The sequence below is a fragment of the Lentilactobacillus raoultii genome (assembly GCF_900411375.1).
GTDB classification, from domain to species: Bacteria; Bacillota; Bacilli; order Lactobacillales; family Lactobacillaceae; genus Lentilactobacillus; species Lentilactobacillus raoultii.
The window spans coordinates 446,746-470,542 of the sequence record NZ_LS422984.1; the positions used below are offsets into that span (position 1 = coordinate 446,746).

Below are 23,797 nucleotides of genomic sequence, written 5' to 3' on the forward strand. Positions count from 1 at the left end.
TGAATAACTTACCACCGTCTTTAAAGCAGCTTGCAAGAGAACTTGCTTTTGCAAGTAATTATACTATATCATAATGATTAACTTTTGACAACAATGTTCACTAATATATTAAACAAAAGCTATGTAATAAGCGATTATTAACTCATATTTGAGCATATGATTCATTGAATTTTCGATAATTGAGGATACCAATCCTAGTGGAGAAAATTTTTGTTTGATGCAATAGAAACACATCGTGATGAGGTGACTGATCAATCTTAGCGGATTAATGAAGTTGAGTAGATGACAGTGAGACATAAATCCAAAGTAATTTACTAAAGTTATAGTGAGTTTCCACTTCAAAACGATATTTTCAATGCTTAGCAATCTTAACCTGACCTATAACATAGTGTCCTTTTAGAGATATACTTGTGAATGGGGTTATGATTCTTAACGCCATATTCGGTCTAAAACTCCTATTTTAATAGATCATGTTTATGGGCCCTATTAAATGAAATGCGCTTTCAAAAAGCCGAATTTCTAAGCGTTTTTGCATGACTTACCCTTGCAGACGCTTTAAAATAATGCTTGTGGAAAAAACGTAATTTAGGGGGAGAGAGAAATGCCAAAATCACTAAGTCGATCCATTTGGGAAGTTGCAGGATTAGTTATTCTTTTAGAAATTCTACTTTTTACAATTGGATATGCTCTAGCAGATTTTAAACTAACCGATGCGGGTTTCATTGCAGCACAGGAAATTATCTTTTTTATTATTTTTTGGGTGATTAATGCATTAATTACGAAGGTTAAAGTAAGCTTAGTACCGACCGTTCCATGGCGGCAGATCTTCATACTGGCTTTGCCGATTTATTTGGTGTGGATTATTGGGATTGTTGCACTTGTTCGCGGTGCTAAGAATCTCCCGTTAGCTATTGCGGCTGGAATTGGCGCCGGTATTTTTGAAGAATTCTTTTACCGTGGCATTATTTTGGGAATTTTAGTCAAGATTTTCCGAAATCAGTCCTCTAAAGCTCATCGAATTTGGTATCCCGTTTTGATCACCAGTATCTTATTTGGGCTGGGTCACATGGGAAATGCCATGTCACAATCATTACCTAATACGTTGCTTCAAGTTCTTCAGGCTTTTTCACTCGGAATAATTTTTGCGGCGATTTATTTAAGGTCAGGATCACTGTTTATTCCGATGTTGTTACACGGAAGTTGGGATTTTAGCTTAACTGCAATCAATGGTGGAATTTCTTCAACTAATACTGTGACCTTCATGGCCGTTGTAAGTGGCATCATAATGGACCTGATTTTGTTCTTAATTGGTGCATATTTTCTCCGATCAAAGAAATTACAGCAAATTGAGTTGCACAATTTCAACAAATAACTTTGAAAACCTTTGAAGATTAAAGGGGCCATTCATTTTTTTGAGTAAGTGAAGGGCCCTTTTTGCTGAAAGTAATTGTTTTTTTAATCAGTGAAAAATCAATTTCGAATTTGCCCGTTGCCTCGAATCACGTATTTGGTGGTTGTCAATTCCTTTAAACCCATTGGACCGCGGGCGTGCAACTTTTGGGTACTAATGCCGATCTCGGCCCCAAAGCCGAATTGAAAACCATCAGTAAAGCGGGTTGACGCATTTACGTAGACACAGGCAGAATCAACTTGGTTTAAAAAGGTCTGGCTGTTTTGATAATTGTCGGTAATAATGACTTCCGAATGGCCGGTTGAGTAATGATTGATATGCTCGATGGCTGCCTGCTCATCAGGCACGATTTTAACAGCCATGATTAAGTCATTGTATTCGGTTGACCAGTCAGCTGGACTAGCCGGCTTGATTGTGTCAACAATCTTTCGGCTTTGTTCGTCGCCTCGTAGTTCGACCCCGTGGGCGGTTAGCGCTTTGGCAATCGGTGGCAATAATCTTTGGGCCACTGATTGATGAATTAGCAGTTTTTCAGCCGCATTGCAGACGGAAGGGCGTTGCACTTTGGCGTTGACGACAATGTCAACGGCTATTTTTTCTTCTGCGGATTCATCGACGTAAATATGGCAGTTACCGGCACCGGTTTCAATGACCGGAACCGTCGAATTTTTAAGCACGGCTTGAATTAATCCGGCACCACCTCGGGGAATCAACACGTCGAGATACTCGTTTAAATGCATTAACTCATCGGCGGTTTGGTGGCTGGTATCGTGAAGAATTTGAATCATGTTTTCATCAAGGTGATTTTTTCTTAAAACGTAACGGAGTGCGTCGGCAAGGGCCAGGTTACTATGGAGAGCTTCTTTGCCACCACGCAGAATAACGGCATTACCGCTTTTAAAAGTCAGAGCAGAGGCATCGACCGTGACGTTTGGCCGAGCTTCAAAAATCATGGCAATTACACCAATTGGGACTCGTTTTTGCTCGATCAGCAGGCCGGCTTCATTCGTCCAACCCCGATCAATGTTACCGATGGGATCCGGTAGGGCTGCAACTTGGCGCAGTCCTTCAGCCATGTCTTTGATTCGTTGCTTGGTCAGTTTTAATCGATCGGTGAATTTGGCCGGCATTTGAGTTGCAGCAGTCAAGTCCTGTTGATTGGCTGTTAAAATTTGGTCGGTTTGATTCATTAATTCATCCGCAAACTGAGATAAAATCCGATTTTTAGTGACGGTGTCCAGTTGGCTGATTTTGGTGGCAGCCTGTTTGGCTTGACGGCCGATTTGAATGAGTTCGTCGTTCATTTGAAAACCTCCTGAGGGTTATTTGAATTTACCAGAATTAATGGCCGGAAAGGTTCGAGGTTGTCTGTTTAGCTGTTAATGCCGATGATTTGGTAAATAATGTTCCAATTCGCTTGCCGGCTAAAATGTCGAGAATAATGCGGGGATCCTTGCCATTGGCTAAAACCATCTGGCGGTTTTCTGCCAACATCCGTTTGGCGGCCAATAACTTGGTCTGCATGCCGCCGGTCCCAAATCGACTGCCAGAACCACCAGCAACGGTAAACATGGTATCGTTAATCTCACTGACGACTGGGATCAGTTGAGCGTTAGTAACTTTCTTGGGATTCTGATTGTAGAAGCCGTCAATATCGGACAACACAATTAATAAGTCGGCGTTGACGTGACTGGCCACGATGGCGGACAGTTGATCATTGTCGCCAAAGGTTGTCTTGTGATCCAATTCATCGGTGGCAACCGTGTCGTTTTCGTTGACGATTGGAATAACATTGTCATTTAGGAGGCAGTTGAAAGTGTCCATAACGAACTTATTGCTTTTTGGATAGTCGAAGATATCGTGAGTCAAGAGGACCTGCGCGATATCTGTTAAGTAGTGATTAAATCGTTGGGTAAACAAGGTCATTAATTCAGATTGACCGATGGCAGCCAGGGCCTGTTGTGCCCCAATTTCGGTCGGTCGTTTTTTAAGGTGCATTTTATTTAACCCAACCCCAATGGCACCAGATGAAACTAAAATCAGTTCCTTTCCCTGGTTGTTTAAGGCGCTTAGGGTATAAGCCAACTGATCGAAAGTCTCCAGATTAATAGCACCGCTGGGATGAATCAGACTACTGGTGCCGACTTTGACAACGATGCGTTTTGCGTTCACAATTCGATTATCCATATTTGCCACCTGATTTTCTTTTCTTTAGACCTAAAAAAGCGTTACTTTGAATTGAGACACCCATTCAGGGCGGTACCATTCTCATTCAAAGCAACGCTTCACACTTTTGATTGTTTTTATAATGGAAAAATCCATATCTGATTGAAACAGTTTAATCGTGATGGAAGTTAGGGTTCGTGTGCTTAAGCGCCTTTCAGCAATTAGCGCCTTCTCTGAGGTGACACTACTTGGACTTCCAAATTAGAATTATCATATATAATTTACGTCAGAATGTCAAGACTTTTAAAAAGAGCCGAGAATTAGGTAAAAGGATAAACTTTATGCTAAAATTATCTGGAATTTGGTTTATGATTCCTGGATGATTAATACTTGCAGGAAGTTTTAAGGGCGGTGGCTGTCAATTCTCGAAGAGGTGATTTCTATGGAGACATGGAAGAAACTGATGAAAGGACTCACAGCTGGTGAGTACGTTTCATGTACTGATGCTGCTATTTACCTTTGGTATGTTAGTGGCAAAGTTGTCCGACAAAAAGGACAAGTAACCAAAAAGCCGCCCTGCGTAACTTTGGTCGGTTACAGGACGACTTAAACTGTCGTTAGTTACTCGCCACCGCCTTTAAAGCGGCTTGCGGAAGAGGGTCTGTGATTACGGATCCTCTTTTTTGTACTTTTAATATACCATACTTGTCAGAATCTGGTCAATGACAACCCAATTAAATTGAATGATCATAAACATCAATTAGTCTAAATTGAGTGCTTTACTGTAAACCCAATACTTTTGGGCATTAGAATCACTTGAAAAGCGAATTCGGTACCAAGTGCTACCGGAGGATTTGGTACCGATATCATCAATATAAACTTTTTTGCCAATAGTGGCACCAACCGAAGTCCATGAGTAAGTCTTGACATTGGCACGTGAATTCTTAACGTGGTTGTACAGCCTGTATGATTGGTATTTGTCTCCTAATAACGCTTTCTTATCGGCTGATTTGTATGAAACTTTATCAAATGCTTTCTTTTCATGTGAGGCGGTTAAGTTATTGTAAGTCGTTTTGACCAGTTGATAGAATTGGGCAAACGTGTAACCTGCTCCAAAGTAGGTTTTACCCATTGACGCATAGTAGGCAGTTGGATCCGTGTGGTCAGTTCCACCCAAAAATTTGGAAACACCTTTGTGTGACCAAACGGTACCTTTACCGTCATAAGCAGCATCGTTGGGCTTTAAGCCGTATTTGTTTAAGATATAAGCTGTGTAGTAAGCAGCATTGGCAATTTCATGTGCGAATGCGGATTTACTGTGAACGCGAACCTGTTCAAATTGAACAAAGCGGGCATTTGCCGGATACCCGGCGCCCCAAGCCAGGTAATTCGTGTTGGCAATGTTGATGATTCGACTGGCGTCCACAAATGTGTGAACAAATGCGGAGCGGTAGTTGCGTTTCATATAAGCGATTTCGTTATAAATGGTTGAATTTGGGTTAGCAGTTTCGTGAACCACGACCCCTTCAGGCTTCTCGGTACCATGTCGATAGCCATTCTTAGGAAAGCCACCCCAAATTGAAGAAGTCACACTGGCGTGATCGATGTTATGGTTGGCAATGTATGAATTGACGCTTTCGGCGTGGGCGTTGCCATTGAGGGCAAACATTCCGGTAACGGCAAAGGAAAGCGCACAGACCGCCTTAATTAAAATTCTTTTTTTCAAAACAGTTTTCCCCTTCAGAAATTGATTATTAATTTAAAATATTTTTGGTTATATTTTGGATAAAGTCAGTCTGGTTTATATATCAAATTTTTACATTCTTAGATTGATTACGCTTAGTAATATAAACGATTTAGGGAGGCAGATTCAAGCACTAAAAAAGCCCACAACCAGCGTTTTAACGCATGATTGCGGGCTTTTAGCGGTTACTTATCAATCATATTAAGAGTTGTTGACAAAATATTAAAAAAACGTTTTAAAACCTGTCACGTCAGCATTTCAAGCTTGTAATATTACTGAGTTCGCTTTTGTTTGGCGAGCTTTTTTTCGCACTTTGGGCAAATTCCAGTTACTTCTAATTGGGCTCCGGTCACTTCAAAACCGACTTTTTCGCGGGCCACCTTTTGGACATGGGCCACAATGTCTGGATAGGATTCATCGAAAATATCAAAAATTTTGCCACAATTTTCGCAAATCGCATGATAGTGGGGAACCCCGAAGAAGTCATACCGTAAGCCACCATCTTTGTTTGGCAATTCGATGACCAAGCCATTGTCCACGAATAATTTAAGTGTATTGTAAATAGTTGCAACACTTAAGTTTGGTAGTTTTTTATCAATGGCGTCTCGAATGGTGTCAACAGACGGGTGATTGTGATGGGTAATTAAGTAAGTTAGAATTATTTCTCGCTGAGGGGTAATTCGAACCCCTTTTTTCTTAAGTCGTTTTAGTGAAACGTCTAGTTGTGCATTAGTAGCCATAGCGCGATTCCTCCAATATCAAGTGGAAGTGGTCAACTGTCTAATTCCAGCCGGTTTCCAGAGCTACGTTGATTATCATCTTAGAATTATTCTAAACTATATTTGAAAATAAATCAACGAAGTTATCGATTTTTACTTACTTTTTGTCAATTTTTAGGATAATGTTAGTTGATTAGCAACCCATAACGGGTTTATTTGAAGGTGGTAAGAGCTAATTTAAACTGTCGTTGATCCGTCGTTTTAAACTGATTAGCGGTTAAAATTTTTGAAAGCTCAGGTAGTGGTTCATCAAGGGTCACGACTAATTGAGTAAAATTAAAATGATCGTTGGCGAATTCAATAGTGCGTTTGAGGACCTCACTTAAACCAGCAACGTCTTTTCTTAAAAAGGTGAAGTCCAAGTTGCCAATTTGGGAAGTTGATTTAAAGCCGGAGAGTGTCACAATTCCCTTGAAAGCTTGATGATTGGAATCCACAATTCCCCAAGTGAGTTCAGTTCCATTCATCACTCGCTGCATGATATGGTTGATGCCTTTAACGGTATCTAAAATTTGATTGGGTAACCATTCGGCGGAAACCGTCGTAAAAATTGGTTGGCTGAATAATGCGTCAACTTGTTTGACAGGCGTTTGAGTTAGCCAGTCCATGGTGTAATGTGCGGTTAAAACCGGATGAAACTTTTCGAACGATGCCATAAAATGGCCTCCTTTATCTGAAATTGCTTACATAATTGGTGTTGATTAGCGTCTATACTGTGGCATAATGAAAGTATCAATGAATGCGGAGGTAAAGCTTTTGATAGAAAAATATTTGATTGGAACCTATACCAGACGACTTAGTCAGGGTGTTTATCAGCTTGAATTGGACACGGTTCGGCAAAAGCTGCAGCACCTGCAGCTGGTCGGTAAGGCCATTGATCCGACCTATGTGGCGGAGTCTAATGCCAAGCGGATTTACGCAATTACCAAGGTTAAGGATCAAGCTGATAATGTCACTGGCGGGTTTAAGGAGTGGGACGGCCGCAGTGATGATTTTCCATTGGCTGACCAGGCAGTCATTCATGATCAGGAAACGTCACCAGCCTATATCGCCGTTGATGAAGCTCGTCACCTAGTTTTTACGGCAAATTATCACGCGGGGACGGTTTGTACTTATAAGATCGCGGATGATGGTGCCATCACCCGTGCTGATCGCATTATGGATAAGGGCACACTGGGCTTTCGTCCTGAGCAGCAGGATGGCCCGCATCCCCACTACATTAATTTAACTCCTGATAATCGGGTAGTGGTAGTTGATCTGGGTGTTGATAAAGTGTATCTGTATGATTTGGATAACAGTGGTAAATTAACGCCGGTCAGTGAACTCCAAATGGAAGATGGTTATGGTCCCCGTCATATCGCATTTGATGAGCAGAAGGGCGTGGCCTATCTGGTTGGTGAGTTAAGCAGTAATTTGGCTGTTTTGGATTATGATGAAAAAGCAGGCAAACTTACACTCAGGTGCATTTCGTCCACCATTCCGGATGATTGGACCGAGCATAACGGTGCGGCTGCTATTCGGATTTCAAAGGATGGTCGATTCGTTTACGTCTCAAATCGCGGCAACAACACCATCGCTGTTTTTAGTTCAGATGAAAAGGGAAATATTCAACTGATTCAGCGGATTTCAACTGAAGGAGATTTCCCCCGAGACTTTAATTTCAGTGATGATGAATCATTTGTGATTTGTGTAAATCAGAATTCCGACAATGGTACTTTGTATACCAGGAATGCTCAAAGCGGTAAGCTGACGCTGGTTCAAAAGGACTTTCAAGTGCCGGAACCAGTTAGTGTTTTAAGACGAAAGTAAATTTATTGACGCGGCTGGCTTAAAGTTGCTGCGAATGATCAGCTTTAATTAAAAGAAGAGGCCGAGACAAAAATCACTTTTGTTTCGATCTCTTCTTTTTTTATCGATAGATTTAATTAACTCTGGTTTCAATCGAGCCTAACCCATCAATTTCACTGGTGAAAACATCGCCGGATTTCAAAAAGACCTGTGGATTCCGGCCGACACCCGTCCCACTTGGAGTACCGGTAAAAATCAAGTCGCCTGGATATAGTTCAATGACGCCCGAAATGTAGGACACCAAGGTCTGGATATCAAAAATCATTTGGCCAATTGTCGCTTGCTGCATCACGTCACCGTTAACCTTGGTGATAACATGCTTTGAGACGATATCGTCAGTATCGGCAATTGTTGAAATGTAAGGGCCAACCGGTGAATAGTTGCGGAATGATTTTCCGAGATCAAACTGGGTGTTGGGACCGTCGATTGATTGAAGTGTTCGATCGGAAATGTCTTGGCCGACCATGTAACCGGCAATGGCATCCTCAGCATCTTCCCGACTAATATTTCGGCCACCGTTGCCGATTACAATGACTAGTTCGGATTCCCAGTCAACGGTGTCGCTGCTGAGATGAATCGAATTGTCCGGTCCAGCCAGTGAGCTGACAAATTTATTAAAAACGTTTGGCCGCTTGGGTCTGGCAGTTGACATCTCTTCCATGTGGTCAAGGTAATTAAAGCCGATCGCCGGTAACTGGCGTGGATGGACAACGGGTTGCTCAAATTTTTTAACATCGAGCGGCTCTGCGCGATCGTCGTTAATAATTGCTTTATCAGAAATATCGATGAGCACTTTGGATTCGAAGCCCTGCCAATCATTCAAAATATCGTCGATTGAATTATAGCCGTTAATTGGCACACCCCATAATTGATTGTTCTGTGGCGCGACAAACGTTGGCTTTTGATCATACATTGCTAATTTCAAACTGAATCCCTCCTGGCATATCGATGAACGAATGGTGATACTAGTATACACCTAAATTACGTTGACCAAAACTTTTGCAGTTGGTTTCCGAGCTGCTGAGCACTGTTGACAACTTGTAAATTTGTCCAATGGGGCGGAAAGATTTGCCGGTATCTTGATTGACTAAAGCGCTGATCCATCAGAACAACGACGCCCTTGTCAGTGCTGGTCCGAATGACTCTTCCCGCCGCTTGACTTACATTATTAAACCCCGGCAGTTGATATGCAAACGAAAAGCCCTGACCGTTGAGGGCGTCAAAGTAATCCCGAATTAAATCCGACTCGGCATTCATACCTGGCAAGCCAACACTGACAATGCCAACGCCAATTAGTTGGTCGTGCTTTAAATCAATTCCTTCAGAAAAAATACCGCCAAGAAGGGCAAAGCCAACTTTGGTTTGCTGCGGGTGATGCCTAAATTCGGCCAAGAAAGCCTGACGGGCGTCATGGTCCATATCGGCTGATTGGCGAAACGTTTGAATAGCCGGATAGGTTTCGGTAAATTGGGTTAATACCGCTTCGAGGTAAGCCATTGACGGCAAAAAGATTAGGTAGTGACCGACTTTTTGAGAAACCATCGCGTCAATCATGTCACAGATTGGTTGAAGACTGTTGTGGCGGTTAACATACCGGGTGTCGATATTGTTAGCAATAATGATTTGACAGTTTTTGGGCGGAAACGAGGAGGTGGAAATCATCGTTAAACTATCGGTTTCGTTGCCTAAAACCCGCTGGTAATAATTAATTGGACTTAGCGTTGCTGAAAATAAAATGGCGGCTCGCCCTAAGTCGAGGCTTTCCTTTAGATGTTGGCTGGGATCCAGACAAAATTGGCGGAAGGTAATCTCATGATGCACATCGTCAAGGATGATCCGGGTTCGGTAAGTGGTATCGTAGAGCTGAGAAATCAGATAATAACTGCGACATTGAAGATAATAATTGACCACTTGATCAACCGTATCGGTGGGTGTTTGGTGGGCCAACCAATCATGAGTTTCATTAATAAGTTCACCAAGGGTTTGGTTAAAATTAGTTAAGGGTTCAACTTGGGCGATTTGATGATCAACTGTGGCTTCAGCAACCTTACCGTAGCGTGTGAAAGAACGCTGGAGTGACCGCAATTTTTTAATTAATTTTTGATTAGCGGCTCGATGTTGGGAGAGCGCCTTAACTAACGGAGTAATGGGAGAACGGCTTAGGGTGGCCGAGTACATCTCGCGGGACCGGTGAACCAGATTGTGAACTTCGTCGATTAAAAAGCAGTTTGATTTATCTGGTGCAGCGAAAAATCGTTGCAGGTGAACTTGTGGATCAAATAAATAATTATAGTCGCAGATGATAATATCGCAAAATAAGCTCACGTCCAACGAAAATTCGAAGGGATCAACTTTGTGCTTTTCAGCATATGTTTCAATGACCGATCGGGTTAATTGATCCTCGTGAGTTAAGATATCCATCATTGCCGGGCGAACCCGGTCGTAATAGCTAATCATGTACGGATTCTTTTCGGGTGGTACGTCTTTTTCTGCCGGGAAGCTGATTTTATCTTTAGCGGTTAGGGTAATACTTTTAAGCTTCAAAGACTTTTGAGCCATTAACGAAATGGTTTCTTCAGCAACCTGGCGGGTACTCTGCTTGGCCGTAAAGTAAAAAATCCGGTTAATCAGGGACTCACCCATGGATTTAATTGCTGGAAACAACGTTGAAATGGTTTTCCCCGTGCCGGTTGGCGCTTCCACAAAGAGATGTTTTTCCAGTAAAATGGTTTTATAGACGTTGACTGCCAACTGTCGCTGACCCGGACGGTAATTCGGAAATGGAAATTTAAGAGCTTGAGCGGAGTTGATGCGCTGTTGGTCAAGTTTGTGTCGAAGTGCAAGCCATTCTTGATAATCAGTGATGAGGGCACTAAAAAAAGCCGTCGCTGCCTGCTTGGTGTAGGGCTTGGTTTTAGTCGTGATGGTTTCATCCGGTGTTTGAACATAAGTTAATTGTAAAGTGACTTCGGCCAAGGTTTCTTCCTGATGCATTAAAAGGTACGCGTAAACTTGTGCCTGAGCCCAATAAAGTTGACTAGTGCTTTCTGGAAGTGCTTCAAAGTCCAGATCGGAAGTCTTGATTTCTTCGATAAGAACACCGTCATCTCGGCGGTCAATGCCGTCGGCTCGACCTTCGATCACGTATTCATCTTCCAAAAATTCAAATGAGGTTTTTAAACTGACTTCAGCCTGATAACTTTTTGGTCGACGTTTTTGAAGCTTTCGGTGAATTCGGCTGCCTTCTTGAGCGGTATTGTCGCTGGAAGTAAGCGGATTCAAATCGCCGGTTCGTCGTAAAAATTCAATTAACTGCCGAATACCGATTCGATGAACTGTCATAAATTTCCCTTCAATCATGCACTACTAAGTACTTTCACGAATTAACCGTGTTTACCCGTTCAATTATACGTTAAAATAACGTTAACAGATATTTCTTTTTAAGAATAATCATGATCAAACTAAGTGGAGGGTTCTGGAAATGCAGCTACGATACGGGCAACTCGTCAAAAATAATCATCAAACCTATTTTTCTATCGGTTCGGTAGTGGTCAATAATCCACAATTAATTTTGGACAACGTTAACTACATTGGCAAAAAGAATTTCGTCATTCACATTAAGTTTGGGGCGGGGATTACCCGGCACGCGATCTTGTTAATTCCGTTTACCCAGCGTCAATTGCCGACTTACCTAACTCAAACCGATTTGGCAGCCTATCAAAAGCTGAGTGAAAGTGGCGATTGGTTGTTGTTGAATCCGGATGCTGATGAATTAAATCGTTTTCAATTGGTTGAAGAATTGGAAATTGAAGCACCGGCGGATGAACAGATCGCTAATTTGGCCAGTTTACGGGAAAATACGATTCAATATGTGACACAATGGGTAAATCAGCTTCAAGCCAAGATTGATAAGCTTTCACAGCGCAAGGCCAATCACTATTTCTCCAGTAAAGCGCATTACGAACAGGTAAAGGATTTTCTGTTGTCCGTGTCACCATTAATGGACTTACGATTGCAGGATCATCAGGTGCGCCAAGATGAATGGCGGCTTAAGATCAGGTTGGGAGGTCAGTAAAAATGATCGATCAAGCGAAATTACAGGTCATCGTTGAGACTTTTGCCCAATACCACGTGACCATTAAGACACACGGCATGCTGATAACGGCGATCAATGGTCAACCGGTCAATTTCGATGCTAAAACCTACATGCAGGATCAATTGATTGAGTTGATTTGTCAGGTGATGGCCAATCAGTTGGTTAAAGAGGTTTGGCAAAAGCAACAAGGGCTTGAATAAAAACGCCTTAAAGAAGTTCTGTGTTTATTTTTGATTTTATGTACAAATTAAAGTACAATATTAAGTACAAGGAAGGTGGTAGCATGACATTAGCACTTACTCAAAGCGATTTTCGTGCCAACTTAAAAAAATATTTAGATCAGGTTAATGATGACGATGAGACGGTTTATGTCGCAAGGTCAAATAGTCGGGCAGTCGCGATTGTATCACAAGAAAAAATGGATTGGCTAGAGCGGGCTTTAAAGGCCAAAGAAGGCTCGTTGGAATATGCTATTGCACGCGATCAACTTATTAAGCGGAATGTATTACCTGACGATGAGATCGTCAAATCTGATGACAACTACTGGGGCCAATTTAAACATGACGAAACTAAGATTTAAGCCCAGGGCCACTTTTAATGCCGACTTGAAGCGTTTGTCATGCTTAGATAAGACAATTATTGATGAAGTTCGGGCAGCAGTTGATCTATTACTTGAACAACAGAAATTACCACCAGAGTTTGAAGATCATGAACTTAAGCGACGTCTATCAGGTTACAATGAGTTTCATTTACGCGATACGCCTAAAGGACAAGAGCCGAATGAGATCAATGATGTTTTGGTTGTTTATCGCATTGACGAAGATGAATTAGTTTTAATAGGAATTCGAGTAGGCTCGCATGCACGGTTATTTCCTGGCCAAGCATGTGCAAAAGAGTACCATAGGAATGATAAATAGCAGAATTTGGCGTTAAAATTCTCGATTAAGATCGCTTCTTTTACTAGGGTAACCCAAATAATCCTCATACCATTCAGTTAAAAAACCGTCAGGCTCAACAAATTAATACTGTTGATCTGACGGTTTTTATTTGGCTTGCTGTAAAAAGCTAAACTTCCTGTTGCTTTAGTTGATTGACAAAGTTCAGATAATTCCGCTGTTCACCGGTGGCTTTAATTTTTGCCCGGTGTAATTGATGGACATGAAGGTCAGCATCCGGAATCGTAATCTGATGTGTAAAGGTGGCGTTACCGATTAAATCGATGTGATAGGTCCTGTTATCGTCATGCACCCGGGTCTTAACCATCCCGCCTGGGTTATAGACGGAAATCGGCTTTTCAAAGTCGGCAGTTTGTGGATAATTTAAGCAGAAGGCCAAACTAGTTGCCGACATGCCGGTTCCACAGGCATTGGTAAAGCCGACGCCGCGTTCGTATGTCCGCACAAATAGTTGATTATGATCCAAAATTTGGGCAAAGCTAACGTTGACGCCATCTGGAAAGTACTGATTTGGTTGATTCAATTGTTTGCCCAGTCGGCCAAGCAAATTGGAATGCAGTACTTCTGAAGAGACAAAGCTGATCAAGTGGGGATTTGGCACCGCAATCGCTGTGAATTTTAATTCCTGTGCAAAAGCCGGCGCTTCTTTATCGATCAATGTGTCGCCACCCAAGTGATCAAACGGCAGGCTGGCCTTATCAAATGACACTGGTGAAATTTCAACGCTGAAAGTCGGGACACCGGCAGCTAATTCGGCTTCACGATGAACTGACAAATCACTGTCCAACGTTTCAACCTTGAAGGTGTCCTGCTGATACTTATCCGACAGGTAGCGGGCAACGGTTCGCAAGCCATTGCCACACATTGAGGCGATACTGCCGTCCGTATTAATGACCTCCATACTGCCGAGTGCGCCGGGATGATCAGAATGGTCAATCACTAAGACACCATCGGCCCCGTCCAGCAGGCCTTTGGTTGGATCCGTTATTTGTTTGGTTAAGGCAACCAACTCCGGCTGGGTCAGCTTGGTTTTTAATTTAGTCTGATCCAAGATAAAAAATTGATTTTGTGAACCATGGACTTTAAGTAATTGCGCCATAATGAAGCCTCCATATTGTCAATAAGTTAAATAATTGTTGAATCCAGGCGAACCGTTGATGATGGTTTAGCGGCTTGACCCGACTTAAAAAAATGATCGTAAATGTATCTAATCGCATCGTCGGCATCGGATTCTCGGGTGCCCAACATGATCGAGATTCGCGAAGCTCCCTGATTAATCATATGAACTGCGATGTTGTGTTCGGCAAGCGGGCGGATAATGTTCTCAATGGTTCCTATTCTAGCACGCATGCCCTCACCGACAACCATAATGATGGCGTAATCGTCGATCCATTCCATATCATCGGGCTTAACTGTGTTTTGAATATCGTGACACATTTTATGAATTGTGTCGTCGTTGAGTTGATTACGATCAAAAATAATCGTTAAATCATCGATCCCGGATGGCATGTGTTCGTAAGAAACCCCGTACTTATACAGAATTTGGAGAATTTTAAGGGTAAAACCAACTTCTTTATTCAGCAGGTAACGGTGGAGGTAAAGGGCCGCAAATCGATTGGAACCGGTAATTCCGGTGACTGGTCGTTTAATTGACAATTCCTTTTCCGGTACAATCAGGGTTCCTGGTAATTCGGGGTGGTTGGTATTTTTAACGTTAATGGGCACTTGACCTTGAATCGCAGGGATAATGGCTTCATCGTTGAAAACTGAAAAGCCGGCATAGGAAAGTTCCCGCATCTCCCGGAAAGTCATTTTGGAAATTGGGATTGGATGGTCAACAATCTTTGGGTTGGCGGCATAAATAGCATTCACATCGGTAAAGTTTTCATAAAGGGAAGCGTGAAGTCCGCGTGCTAGAATTGAACCGGTAATATCCGAACCGCCGCGGGCAAAAGTGACAATTTCGCCTTGGGTCGTAAAGCCGAAGAAGCCGGGGAAGATCAATTTTTCGTCCCCGTATTTTAATTGCTTCAAGTGAGTATAAGTTGCTTCAAGAATGGACGCCCCGTTAGGATTATCCGTGAGTAAAATGCCGGCTTCTGATGGGTCAACAAAGCGGGCTTTAGTCCCCAGTTGATTTAAGCAGGCGGCAAATAGCTCGGCATTTAATCGTTCACCGTGGGCTTTGAAGGCTGCCATTAAGTAGTCGGCGTTGGGGTAGGTTTTGGTAGGCAAGGCGGTCAGTTTAGCTTTAATGTCATTTAAAACCTGCTGATCAACGTTAAAACCAGTGCCGATTTCTTGATAACGAGCAAAAATTTCCTCAGCATATGAATTTGGCTGATGGGCTAATGTTGCCTTGGCGTATTTAATCAATAAATCCGTGACCTTGATATCTCCCTCGAACCGTTTGCCGGGTGCTGACGTCACGACCACTTGTCTATCCGGATCGGCTAACACAATCCGAATGACCTTTTTAAACTGGGCGGCATCCGCTAGCGAACTACCACCAAACTTAACAACTTTCATCAACTGTCCACTCCCTATTTTCCCATTAACTGAAAATTTAGTTAAAAATCGTTAAGTCGAATTTTAGCACAATTTGGCAACTAGTAAAGCCCCTTTGTTAAAAAATAATCCGGGTTAGTGAGTGGCAAATCGGTACTGAGTAGCCATTTTATCCAGAAATAATATTTTTAACAGATAAATGTCAAATTAGTGTGAATTGATTAATCGATAAAAGAGCATGTCACTTGGCTGGCCTACTGATTTAAGGCGATTAAAGGGCACTTTTTAGTCGATTTCATCGGAATGTCAGCTATTAATTGATGGAGATTTGCCGCAAAAGGTTGACGAATCATGAGAAGCATTATAAACTAATTAGTAAATAATCATTAGAGGTCGCAACCAACAAGAGTAATCAGTGGAGTTTCTACTTGAACAAAGAAGCTGATGAAAGGGGCGGTTGCCGAAGCACCGGGGTAGGTAGACCTCGGCGCGCTGGGACTTGGCTTAAGAGGCTTTGGACTGTCGCAGCAAAAATCGTCAGCTGCGGGGCGCTAACGACGACAAAATTGATAAAGAATCTTTAGAGTAGTTAAAAAATTCCGAATCTCTTTGTTTAGTTAGTCGCTAAGCAAAGAGATTTTTTTGTTCCCTTTTTTGAAAATGAGTTGGAGGAAATTGAAAAATGAGTAGTGATATCAGTCAGATTCAAATTAACCAAGCTGGGCACCTGGCGATTGGTGGGGCAGATGCCTTGAAGTTGGTAAAAAAATATCAAACCCCGTTGGTCGTCTACGATGTTTCGGCGATTCGGGATCAAATCCACCATTTTCAGAAAGTCTTTGAAGATAATCACGTGGCTTACGCAGTCAGTTACGCCAGCAAAGCGTTTGCCTGTATTGCAATGTTTCAACTGATTAATCAGGAAAATGCCCACATCGACGTGGTTTCCGGCGGCGAACTTTACACGGCCATTAAAGCCGGCTTTCCAATGGATCACGTCAGCTTTCACGGCAATAACAAATCTCGTGAAGAACTGGAAATGGCCGTTGATTATCAAATCGGCGTGATCATTTTAGATAATTTCCACGAAATTGAGTTGCTAAAACAGATTTTGACCGCTAAGGATGCCCATATTAACGTGATGCTTCGGGTAACACCAGGAGTCTCAGCTCACACACACGAATATGATCAGACTGGGCAGACCGATAGTAAATTCGGCTTTGACCTCAAGAGTGGCCAGGCACGGCAAGCCTTGGATGAAGTGTTAGCCGACTCTCGGATGACGATGCTTGGCATTCACGCCCACATCGGGTCGCAAATTTTTGAAGTCAAGGGTTTTGAAATGGCGGCAACCAAGTTAATTGAAACTCTTGGGCAGTGGCGCGATGAGACTGGCTATGTGGCAAAGATGGTTAACGTTGGTGGGGGCTTTGGAATTCGATATACCGAAACGGATGATCCAATTGCACCGGAAATGTTTGTCGATGCCATCGTCAAAGCGATTAAAAAACGTGTCGGTGAACTGAATCTGCCAATGCCGGCTGTTTGGATTGAACCGGGCCGCTCGATTGCCGGGCCAGCGGGATATAATCTTTACACCGTTGGCAGTCGTAAAGATGTTCCCGGAATTCGTCCATACGTGACCGTTGATGGTGGCATGGGTGACAACATTCGCCCGGCACTTTATCAGGCGAAGTACGATGCCGTCTTGGCCAGTGATCCCAAGGCGCCGGCTGAAGAAACGGTCCGGATCGCCGGAAAATATTGTGAGTCCGGTGATATCCTGATTCAAAAACAGGCGTTACCAAAAACCAAACCCGGGGATGTGTTGGCAATGCTGGCAACCGGGGCTTATGGTTATGCCATGGCATCCAATTATAACCGCAATCCACGGCCGGCAGTGGTCTTCGTTGAAAATGGTCACGACCAACTGGCCATTCGGCGTGAGACCTATGATGACCTCATCAAACTTGATCAACCGCTTCAATAAAAACAACTACTTAAATTAAGGGAGAATAATTGTTATGGAACAACTAAGTGCACGAGAAATCATTGACTACATTGGCAATGCCAAAAAGAAGACGCCGGTGAAAGTTTACGTTAAAGGTCATCTTAAAGACGTCAAAATTCCCAAATCGATTCAAGCATTCGTTGAAAAACATACCGCGATATTATTTGGCGATTGGAAAGATGTCGCACCTTTTTTGAAAACTCATCAGGATCAAATTAAAGATACCCGGATCGAATCCGATGCAACCAACTCAGCTGTTCCATTATTAGATGCTAAAAATGTCAATGCCCGAATTGAACCGGGCGCGGTGATTCGCGATCACGTGACGATTGGTGATAATGCCGTCATTATGATGGGCGCCATCATTAATATTGGTGCTGAAATTGGGGCCGACAGTATGATTGACATGGGCGTTGTTATGGGCGGTCGGGCCATCGTTGGCAAGCATGCTCACATCGGGGCCGGCGCCGTTTTAGCCGGGGTCATTGAACCAGCTTCGGCTAAACCGGTTCAAATCGACGATAACGTCTTAATTGGCGCCAATGCCGTCGTGATTGAAGGGGTCCACGTTGGTGAAGGTGCAGTAGTCGCGGCCGGTGCTGTGGTAACTGAGGATGTCGCACCCTATACGATGGTGGCTGGAATGCCGGCCCGTAAGATCAAAGATGTTGACGCCAAGACCAAGTCCAAGACGACACTTGAAGACGATTTAAGAAAGCTGTGATTTGATGGCTCAACTAACAACTAGTGATTTAATTGCGATTCGTCGACATTTGCATGAATACCCGGAACTGGCGATGCAGGAAGTGAACACTCATCAATACTTATTATCAGTGATTAAAAAGTTTAACCAGGCCAATCTTGAAATTCGTGAACTTAAAGAATTACCAACCGCATTATTGGTCTATGTTCATGGTAGCGATCCTAAAAGAACAATCGGTTATCGAACCGATATTGATGCGCTACCAGTCACCGAGCAGACTGGCTTGCCGTTTTCTTCCAAAAATCCAGGGGTCATGCACGCTTGTGGCCATGACATCCATATGACCGTTGCCTTAGGCGTTCTTAACTGGTTCAGTGAGCATCAACCCAAGGACAACCTGATTTTCTTCTTTCAACCGGCTGAAGAAAGCCAAAACGGTGGAAAAGTGGCTTATGAAAAGGGCGTCTTTACCGGCAAGTGGCGACCGGATGAATTTTACGGGTTGCATGATAATCCTAATCTACCTACCGGTGCGATTGGCTGTCGAATGGGAACGCTGTTTGCCGGGACAACCGAAGTCAACGTAGATTTAATCGGTAAAAGTGGTCACGCCGCTTACCCGCAGGATGCTAACGATATGGTGGTTGCGGCGGCCCAGTTTATCAACCAGGTCCAAACCATTGTTTCCAGAAGCGTTAACCCGATTGAAGGCGGTGTGATCACCTTTGGTAAGCTTGAAGCCGGAACCATTCGAAATGTGATTGCCGGTCGGGCTCGAATTGAAGGGACAATTCGGGGACTGACCCAGAAGATGATCGAACACATCGTTATGCGGCTCAAACAGGTCGCCAATGGGGTGGCAACCAGCTATGGGGCAACGGTTAACATTGAGTTTAATCAGGGCGGTTATTTACCTGTTGAAAATAACGAAGCACTTACGAAACGGTTGATTGCGTTTGCCAAGCAGGACCCCAAAACCCAGTTTATCGAAACCCAGCCAGCAATGACCGGGGAAGACTTTGGCTACTTATTATCGAAAATTCCCGGCACTATGTTTTGGCTGGGAGTTGACGATGATTCACCTTTGCACGCGCCCACTTTAAATCCAAAGGAATCAGCTATTCCAAAGGGGATCCAATCAATTATCAGATTTCTCGAGTTTCGACAACAGGCAACAGATTAACTAATACTGAATTGATTTGTGATAGAAGAGTATTGAAATTAAACTTAAAGAAAGTAGGGATTTTTATGATTAATGCAGATATTATGACAGCGATTATTACCCCGTTTAGTGATGACGGCACGATTAACTTTGACGCACTTGAGAAGCTGACAAATCATTTGCTTGAAACCGGTAGCCGCGGCTTTGTCATTGGCGGGACGACTGGTGAGACGCCAACGTTGAGTCATGATGAGAAAGTCGAACTCTACACGCGGTTTGCCAAGATTGTCGACGGCCGCGGGGTGGTCATTGCCGGTACAGGCAGCAATAATACTTATGAGACGGCAAAGTTTACAGCTGAAGTTGGCCAGATTCCCGGCGTTGATTATGCTTTAGTGGTTGTGCCATACTATAATAAGCCGGATCAGCGGGGGATGATCGCCCACTTTACAGCGGTTGCTGAGCAGTCTTCTGTACCAATCATTATTTATAATATTCCTGGACGAACCGGCGTCACGATGGCGAATGACACGGTTGTTGAACTGGCCAAAAATCCAAACATTGCGGGTGTTAAGCAATGTACATCCATGGACGATTTTGAGTACATCGTTGAACACACGGCCGATGACTTTAACGTCTTCACTGGTGAAGATGCCCAGGCACTTTTTGCCAGAGTCGTTGGTGGCCGCGGCGTGATTTCAGTTGCCAGTCACATTTATGGCGAGGAAATGCGTCAAATGTACGATGATCTCTACGATGGTGATTATAAAGCGGCGGGCGATCTGATGCGGTTCTTGAGCCCGAAAATCAAGGCACTCTTCAGTTATCCATCACCGTCACCGGTTAAGGCGGTTTTGAACGCCCAGGGGTATCACGTGGGTGACTGCCGGTTACCGATTTTGTCATTAAACGATGACGAAAAAGCGATTTTGGCAAAGCGGCTGGGGATTTCCAGCTTGACTGCCCTACAGTCTGAAAGCTGATCGACTGGCTCTGATGATCAATCGGGGCCCTCATGATCAAATGAAAATAAGTATTCAACATAAAGGAGTTTGCGTTCACTATGATAAAAGTTCTGGTTGCTGGTTTTATGGGATCAATGGGTCAAAAAACGGTCCAAATGGTTAATGAAAGTGACAATTTCGAGTTGGTTGGTGGTTATAATCCCGGCATTGACGTTGCGCATCTGCAAGGAATGGGACTAAACGACAACGTGAAATTATTCAGCAACTTGGCTGATATCAAGACCGATGCGGATGTTTGGATTGATTTTACCGTTCCAAGTGCGGTTTTTAGCAACGTTAAATTTGCCATTGAACACGGGATTCATCCGGTGGTCGGCACTTCCGGAATGAAAGAGGATCAAATTAAACAGTTGCAGCAGTTAGCCGAAGAAAAGGGCGTCGGTGGCATCATCGCACCTAATTTCGGTTTGTCGGCCGTTTTATTGATGAAGTTTGCCAAAGAAGCAGCTAAGTATATGCCAGATGTTGAAATTATTGAGATGCATCATGATGATAAGTTGGATGCTCCTTCCGGCACGGCACTTTCGACCGCTCAGATGATTAGCGAAGTAAGAGGTGACCATCCGACACCTAAATCAGAAGAAACATTAAAGGGCGTTCGCGGTGGCGACTATCATGGCATTAAAATTCACTCAGTTAGACTGCCGGGTTACGTGGCCCATGAACAGGTTCTCTTTGGTGGTAAGGGTGAAGCATTGACGATTCGTCAAGATTCATTTGACCGCGGTTCCTTTATGAACGGTGTTAAATTAGCGGTACCGACTGCAGCTAAAGCCACTAAGTTGATTGTTGGCTTGGAAAATATTCTTTAAGACGAGACGGGAGATAGAGACTATGCCAAAATTAAAGCAGGGACTTTCAGAAGTTGTTAACAAACATGTCAAAGCGGTTGGCCCGTCTGGAATTCGTGAATTTGATCAAAAGATTTCATCAATTCCCGGGATTGTGAAGCTGACACTGGGTGAACCGGATTTTAACGTACCGGAACACGTTAAACAGGCAGCCATTCGCAGCATTCAAAATAACAAATCCCACTATTCATCTCAAAAGGGAATTCCTGAATTGCGACAAGCTATCAGCCGTTATTTAAAACGCAAAACGGGCGTGACGTATGATCCCGAATCTGAAATTGTGGTCACAATTGGTGCTACTGAAGCAATCTTTTCGTCACTGACAGCAATGCTAAATCCTGGTGATAAAGTTATCGTACCCACCCCGGCTTTTGCCCTGTACTTTCCGGTGATTCAGGTTGCCGGCGCTGAACTGATTACCATTGATACATCGGCTGACGGGTTTGTGTTGACACCTGAAAAATTGCAGAAAGCGTTAGATGAGAACGGGGATGCGGTAAAGGCGATTGTTTTGAATTACCCATCAAATCCAACCGGCATTGAGTATTCGGAGAAACAGTTACAGGCTTTGGCGGATATTATTGCCAAACATCGGCTATTTGTTTTAGCAGATGAAATTTACAATGAACTGACCTATGGTGTTGAACACCATTCGATTGCCCAATTATTGCCGGAACAAACAATTGTCGTTAATGGGGTCTCCAAATCCCATGCCATGACTGGGTATCGCATCGGTTATTTTGCGGCGCCAAAGGATTTCGTTACTAATGCAGCTAAAATGCATGGGTTTGCGGTAACCTGCCCTTCCAATCCGGCACAGTATGCAGCACTGGAAGCCCTGACAAATGGCTTGGAAGACGCGGTACCAATGCGTGAACAGTATCATAAGCGCCGTGATTACATTACCAAGCGGCTACAGGAAATGGGGATGGAAATGGCACTCCCCCAAGGTGCCTTTTATGTTTTTGCCAAAATCCCGGATGCCATTGATGAGTCACCAGTTGAGTTTGCGACTGATCTGGCTGAGAAAGCCAAAGTCGGCGTTGTCCCGGGCTCTGCGTTTGGTCCTGGCGGGCAACGTTATATCCGGCTATCATATGCGGCTTCAGATGATGATATTAAATTGGCAATGGATCGAATGAGTGCTTATATGCTGGAGCGGGTGAAGTGAGTGGTACACGCTAAATGAACAACTGTTAACTAATCATGATACTCGAGGGTTGTCATTTGTTCGAGATTAAAGTATGATTATATTATAATTAGAGCTTTTACAAATAAGGGAGTATTTTTAAATGACAGAATTTAATGTGGCAATTTTAGGTGCAACTGGTGCGGTTGGGACCCGGATGATCAGCCAGTTGGAACAATCGACGATTCCCGTGAAGAATGTCAAGTTGCTGGCATCTGCTCGTTCCGCAGGGAAAAAATTAAAGTTTAAGGGCCAAGAAGTGACGGTTGAAGAAGCTAAGCCGGAATCATTTGAAGGTGTCGACTTGGTATTGGCTTCGGCCGGCGGTTCGGTTTCTAAAAAGTTTTTACCCGAAGCTGTTAAGCGCGGGGCGGTTTGTGTTGATAACACCAGTGCCTTTCGAATGGAGCCGGAAGTTCCGCTGGTTATTCCAGAAGTTAACGAAGGCGCTCTCTATCGGCACCGGGGAATTATTTCCAACCCCAATTGTTCAACCATTCAAATGGTCGTTTGCTTAAACCCAATTTATAAAAAATACGGCTTGAAGCAAGTCATTGTTTCAACCTATCAAGCGGTTTCCGGTGCCGGTCAGTCGGCATTAAACGAATTAATGACCGAATCGCAACAAGTATTGAATGGTGAAAAGACCGACCCACAAATTTTGCCAACTAAGGGTGACAAAAAGCACTATCAACAAGCTTTTAACCTGTTACCCCAGATTGATGTCTTTGAGCAGGATGGTTACTATACTCACGAAGAGTGGAAAATGATCCACGAAACCAAAAAAATCATGTTGGATGACATGAATGCCAAGGATATTAAAGTGACGGCTACTTGTGTGCGGGTACCAATTCGGATTGCGCATGGCGAAACCGTTTATTTTGAAGTGGCTGACGACAGTGCCACAACGGATGAGATTAAGCAGATTTTAGCGGATGCACCGGGTGTTGTGCTTCAAGATGACACGGCTCATCAGCTTTATCCGCAGCCAATTGAAGCTGAAGGCAAGCGGGAAACCTTTGTTGGTCGAGTTCGACCAGATTACGAAAACAAGGGAAGTTACCACATGTGGGTAGTTTCCGATAACTTGTTAAAGGGTGCCGCTTGGAATACGGTTCAAATTGCTGAACGCTTGGTTGATCATGACCTGGTTCGGGTACCGGACAATCCTTATTTGGGCTAAGCTACTTTATTGAATAAACATTGATCGTTAAGTTTGAGAAATTAAAGATAACAAAAATCACGGTGGGATTCAAGCCGTGATTTTTTTGAACCGCTTGAATCCGCTCACTAACTTAGGACAGCTCCTTCAAGCAATCTACTGCGTCTAAGGGATTCATTGGCAAAA

Annotated in this window: 23 protein-coding genes and 1 riboswitch; of the genes, 14 read left to right on the plus strand and 9 right to left on the minus strand. The window is 43.5% G+C overall.

What is annotated here, in order from left to right:
- Nucleotides 1-601 precede the first annotated feature (601 nt).
- Nucleotides 602-1,372 (plus strand): CPBP family intramembrane glutamic endopeptidase, encoded by a 771-nt coding sequence (locus tag ED605_RS03865; protein ID WP_121977576.1) that lies wholly within the window; start codon nucleotides 602-604, stop codon nucleotides 1,370-1,372.
- A 98-nt stretch (nucleotides 1,373-1,470) separates the two neighbouring features.
- Here the strand turns inward: ED605_RS03865 and ED605_RS03870 are convergent, their stop codons facing one another.
- The gene (locus ED605_RS03870; protein ID WP_121977577.1) at nucleotides 1,471-2,715 is read right to left on the minus strand and encodes a glutamate-5-semialdehyde dehydrogenase; all 1,245 of its coding nucleotides are present in this window, start codon (nucleotides 2,713-2,715) and stop codon (nucleotides 1,471-1,473) included.
- Between the two features lie 37 nt (nucleotides 2,716-2,752).
- The gene (proB, locus tag ED605_RS03875; protein WP_121977578.1) at nucleotides 2,753-3,598 is read right to left on the minus strand and encodes a glutamate 5-kinase; all 846 of its coding nucleotides are present in this window, start codon (nucleotides 3,596-3,598) and stop codon (nucleotides 2,753-2,755) included.
- Between the two features lie 421 nt (nucleotides 3,599-4,019).
- On the opposite strand from proB, the gene ED605_RS14555 reads away from it, so the two are divergent.
- Nucleotides 4,020-4,187 (plus strand): hypothetical protein, encoded by a 168-nt coding sequence (locus ED605_RS14555; protein WP_162919739.1) that lies wholly within the window; start codon nucleotides 4,020-4,022, stop codon nucleotides 4,185-4,187.
- A 150-nt stretch (nucleotides 4,188-4,337) separates the two neighbouring features.
- Here ED605_RS14555 and ED605_RS03880 read toward each other — a convergent pair whose 3' ends face one another.
- The 3 genes from ED605_RS03880 to ED605_RS03890 form a co-directional block, all read right to left on the minus strand.
- Nucleotides 4,338-5,303 (minus strand): peptidoglycan recognition protein family protein, encoded by a 966-nt coding sequence (locus ED605_RS03880; RefSeq protein ID WP_121977579.1) that lies wholly within the window; start codon nucleotides 5,301-5,303, stop codon nucleotides 4,338-4,340.
- Between the two features lie 290 nt (nucleotides 5,304-5,593).
- Nucleotides 5,594-6,061, minus strand: a complete 468-nt coding sequence (locus tag ED605_RS03885) for a Fur family transcriptional regulator (RefSeq protein WP_121977580.1) — start codon at nucleotides 6,059-6,061, stop codon at nucleotides 5,594-5,596.
- Between the two features lie 191 nt (nucleotides 6,062-6,252).
- Nucleotides 6,253-6,756 carry an N-acetyltransferase gene (locus ED605_RS03890; RefSeq protein ID WP_121977581.1) on the minus strand — a complete coding sequence of 168 codons (504 nt, stop codon included), beginning with the start codon at nucleotides 6,754-6,756 and terminating at the stop codon, nucleotides 6,253-6,255.
- 100 nt (nucleotides 6,757-6,856) lie between these two features.
- On the opposite strand from ED605_RS03890, the gene ED605_RS03895 reads away from it, so the two are divergent.
- Complete coding sequence (locus ED605_RS03895; RefSeq protein ID WP_121977582.1) at nucleotides 6,857-7,909, plus strand: lactonase family protein; 1,053 nt, start codon at nucleotides 6,857-6,859, stop codon at nucleotides 7,907-7,909.
- 112 nt (nucleotides 7,910-8,021) lie between these two features.
- On the opposite strand, the gene ED605_RS03900 is transcribed toward ED605_RS03895, so the two are convergent.
- Nucleotides 8,022-8,873: a fumarylacetoacetate hydrolase family protein gene (locus ED605_RS03900; RefSeq protein WP_121977583.1), complete on the minus strand. Its 852-nt coding sequence runs from the start codon at nucleotides 8,871-8,873 to the stop codon at nucleotides 8,022-8,024.
- Nucleotides 8,874-8,929: 56 nt separating this feature from the next.
- Complete coding sequence (locus ED605_RS03905) at nucleotides 8,930-11,290, minus strand: ATP-dependent DNA helicase (RefSeq protein ID WP_121977584.1); 2,361 nt, start codon at nucleotides 11,288-11,290, stop codon at nucleotides 8,930-8,932.
- Nucleotides 11,291-11,429: 139 nt separating this feature from the next.
- On the opposite strand from ED605_RS03905, the gene ED605_RS03910 reads away from it, so the two are divergent.
- The 4 genes from ED605_RS03910 (at nucleotide 11,430) to ED605_RS03925 (ending at nucleotide 12,961) form a co-directional block, all read left to right on the plus strand.
- Nucleotides 11,430-12,023 (plus strand): hypothetical protein, encoded by a 594-nt coding sequence (locus ED605_RS03910; RefSeq protein ID WP_121977585.1) that lies wholly within the window; start codon nucleotides 11,430-11,432, stop codon nucleotides 12,021-12,023.
- A 2-nt stretch (nucleotides 12,024-12,025) separates the two neighbouring features.
- Nucleotides 12,026-12,244, plus strand: a complete 219-nt coding sequence (locus tag ED605_RS03915; protein ID WP_121977586.1) for a hypothetical protein — start codon at nucleotides 12,026-12,028, stop codon at nucleotides 12,242-12,244.
- Between the two features lie 83 nt (nucleotides 12,245-12,327).
- Nucleotides 12,328-12,624, plus strand: coding sequence for a type II toxin-antitoxin system Phd/YefM family antitoxin (locus ED605_RS03920; RefSeq protein ID WP_121977587.1), 297 nt, complete (start codon nucleotides 12,328-12,330; stop codon nucleotides 12,622-12,624).
- Entirely contained in the window at nucleotides 12,605-12,961 is a 357-nt protein-coding gene (locus ED605_RS03925) for a type II toxin-antitoxin system YafQ family toxin (RefSeq protein ID WP_121977588.1), read from the plus strand. The genes ED605_RS03920 and ED605_RS03925 overlap by 20 nt, the downstream gene beginning before the upstream one ends.
- Nucleotides 12,962-13,109: 148 nt before the next feature.
- Here the strand turns inward: ED605_RS03925 and dapF are convergent, their stop codons facing one another.
- Complete coding sequence (gene dapF / locus ED605_RS03930) at nucleotides 13,110-14,099, minus strand: diaminopimelate epimerase (protein ID WP_121977589.1); 990 nt, start codon at nucleotides 14,097-14,099, stop codon at nucleotides 13,110-13,112.
- A 26-nt stretch (nucleotides 14,100-14,125) separates the two neighbouring features.
- Nucleotides 14,126-15,529 carry an aspartate kinase gene (locus ED605_RS03935; protein ID WP_121977590.1) on the minus strand — a complete coding sequence of 468 codons (1,404 nt, stop codon included), beginning with the start codon at nucleotides 15,527-15,529 and terminating at the stop codon, nucleotides 14,126-14,128.
- A gap of 358 nt (nucleotides 15,530-15,887) precedes the next feature.
- Nucleotides 15,888-16,070, plus strand: a riboswitch (Lysine riboswitch).
- A 120-nt stretch (nucleotides 16,071-16,190) separates the two neighbouring features.
- Between ED605_RS03935 and lysA the strand changes: the two genes are divergently transcribed.
- From lysA to ED605_RS03970, 7 genes are all read left to right on the plus strand, one after another.
- On the plus strand, nucleotides 16,191-17,498 hold the full coding sequence (lysA, locus tag ED605_RS03940) for a diaminopimelate decarboxylase (protein WP_121977591.1): 1,308 nt from the start codon (nucleotides 16,191-16,193) through the stop codon (nucleotides 17,496-17,498).
- Between the two features lie 34 nt (nucleotides 17,499-17,532).
- Entirely contained in the window at nucleotides 17,533-18,243 is a 711-nt protein-coding gene (dapD, locus tag ED605_RS03945) for a 2,3,4,5-tetrahydropyridine-2,6-dicarboxylate N-acetyltransferase (RefSeq protein WP_121977592.1), read from the plus strand.
- Between the two features lie 4 nt (nucleotides 18,244-18,247).
- Complete coding sequence (locus ED605_RS03950; protein WP_121977852.1) at nucleotides 18,248-19,405, plus strand: N-acetyldiaminopimelate deacetylase; 1,158 nt, start codon at nucleotides 18,248-18,250, stop codon at nucleotides 19,403-19,405.
- A gap of 65 nt (nucleotides 19,406-19,470) precedes the next feature.
- Nucleotides 19,471-20,367 carry a 4-hydroxy-tetrahydrodipicolinate synthase gene (dapA, locus tag ED605_RS03955; RefSeq protein ID WP_121977593.1) on the plus strand — a complete coding sequence of 299 codons (897 nt, stop codon included), beginning with the start codon at nucleotides 19,471-19,473 and terminating at the stop codon, nucleotides 20,365-20,367.
- 80 nt (nucleotides 20,368-20,447) lie between these two features.
- The gene (dapB, locus tag ED605_RS03960; RefSeq protein ID WP_121977594.1) at nucleotides 20,448-21,221 is read left to right on the plus strand and encodes a 4-hydroxy-tetrahydrodipicolinate reductase; all 774 of its coding nucleotides are present in this window, start codon (nucleotides 20,448-20,450) and stop codon (nucleotides 21,219-21,221) included.
- Nucleotides 21,222-21,243: 22 nt separating this feature from the next.
- Complete coding sequence (locus ED605_RS03965) at nucleotides 21,244-22,431, plus strand: aminotransferase class I/II-fold pyridoxal phosphate-dependent enzyme (protein ID WP_121977595.1); 1,188 nt, start codon at nucleotides 21,244-21,246, stop codon at nucleotides 22,429-22,431.
- Nucleotides 22,432-22,552: 121 nt separating this feature from the next.
- A complete protein-coding gene (locus ED605_RS03970) occupies nucleotides 22,553-23,632 on the plus strand; it encodes an aspartate-semialdehyde dehydrogenase (protein WP_121977596.1) in 1,080 nt (359 codons plus the stop codon).
- Nucleotides 23,633-23,797: the final 165 nt, after the last annotated feature.

What these genes read in the sequence shown, in the direction of transcription:
- ED605_RS03865 (WP_121977576.1), top strand. Translation starts at nt 602, where the DNA reads ATGCCAAAATCACTAAGTCGATCCATTTGGGAAGTTGCAGGATTAGTT.
- ED605_RS03870 (WP_121977577.1), bottom strand. Translation starts at nt 2,715, where the DNA reads ATGAACGACGAACTCATTCAAATCGGCCGTCAAGCCAAACAGGCTGCC.
- proB (WP_121977578.1), bottom strand. Translation starts at nt 3,598, where the DNA reads ATGGATAATCGAATTGTGAACGCAAAACGCATCGTTGTCAAAGTCGGC.
- ED605_RS14555 (WP_162919739.1), top strand. Translation starts at nt 4,020, where the DNA reads ATGGAGACATGGAAGAAACTGATGAAAGGACTCACAGCTGGTGAGTAC.
- ED605_RS03885 (WP_121977580.1), bottom strand. Translation starts at nt 6,061, where the DNA reads ATGGCTACTAATGCACAACTAGACGTTTCACTAAAACGACTTAAGAAA.
- ED605_RS03890 (WP_121977581.1), bottom strand. Translation starts at nt 6,756, where the DNA reads ATGGCATCGTTCGAAAAGTTTCATCCGGTTTTAACCGCACATTACACC.
- ED605_RS03905 (WP_121977584.1), bottom strand. Translation starts at nt 11,290, where the DNA reads ATGACAGTTCATCGAATCGGTATTCGGCAGTTAATTGAATTTTTACGA.
- ED605_RS03910 (WP_121977585.1), top strand. Translation starts at nt 11,430, where the DNA reads ATGCAGCTACGATACGGGCAACTCGTCAAAAATAATCATCAAACCTAT.
- ED605_RS03915 (WP_121977586.1), top strand. Translation starts at nt 12,026, where the DNA reads ATGATCGATCAAGCGAAATTACAGGTCATCGTTGAGACTTTTGCCCAA.
- ED605_RS03920 (WP_121977587.1), top strand. Translation starts at nt 12,328, where the DNA reads ATGACATTAGCACTTACTCAAAGCGATTTTCGTGCCAACTTAAAAAAA.
- ED605_RS03925 (WP_121977588.1), top strand. Translation starts at nt 12,605, where the DNA reads ATGACGAAACTAAGATTTAAGCCCAGGGCCACTTTTAATGCCGACTTG.
- dapF (WP_121977589.1), bottom strand. Translation starts at nt 14,099, where the DNA reads ATGGCGCAATTACTTAAAGTCCATGGTTCACAAAATCAATTTTTTATC.
- ED605_RS03935 (WP_121977590.1), bottom strand. Translation starts at nt 15,529, where the DNA reads ATGAAAGTTGTTAAGTTTGGTGGTAGTTCGCTAGCGGATGCCGCCCAG.
- lysA (WP_121977591.1), top strand. Translation starts at nt 16,191, where the DNA reads ATGAGTAGTGATATCAGTCAGATTCAAATTAACCAAGCTGGGCACCTG.
- dapD (WP_121977592.1), top strand. Translation starts at nt 17,533, where the DNA reads ATGGAACAACTAAGTGCACGAGAAATCATTGACTACATTGGCAATGCC.
- ED605_RS03950 (WP_121977852.1), top strand. Translation starts at nt 18,248, where the DNA reads ATGGCTCAACTAACAACTAGTGATTTAATTGCGATTCGTCGACATTTG.
- dapA (WP_121977593.1), top strand. Translation starts at nt 19,471, where the DNA reads ATGATTAATGCAGATATTATGACAGCGATTATTACCCCGTTTAGTGAT.
- dapB (WP_121977594.1), top strand. Translation starts at nt 20,448, where the DNA reads ATGATAAAAGTTCTGGTTGCTGGTTTTATGGGATCAATGGGTCAAAAA.
- ED605_RS03965 (WP_121977595.1), top strand. Translation starts at nt 21,244, where the DNA reads ATGCCAAAATTAAAGCAGGGACTTTCAGAAGTTGTTAACAAACATGTC.
- ED605_RS03970 (WP_121977596.1), top strand. Translation starts at nt 22,553, where the DNA reads ATGACAGAATTTAATGTGGCAATTTTAGGTGCAACTGGTGCGGTTGGG.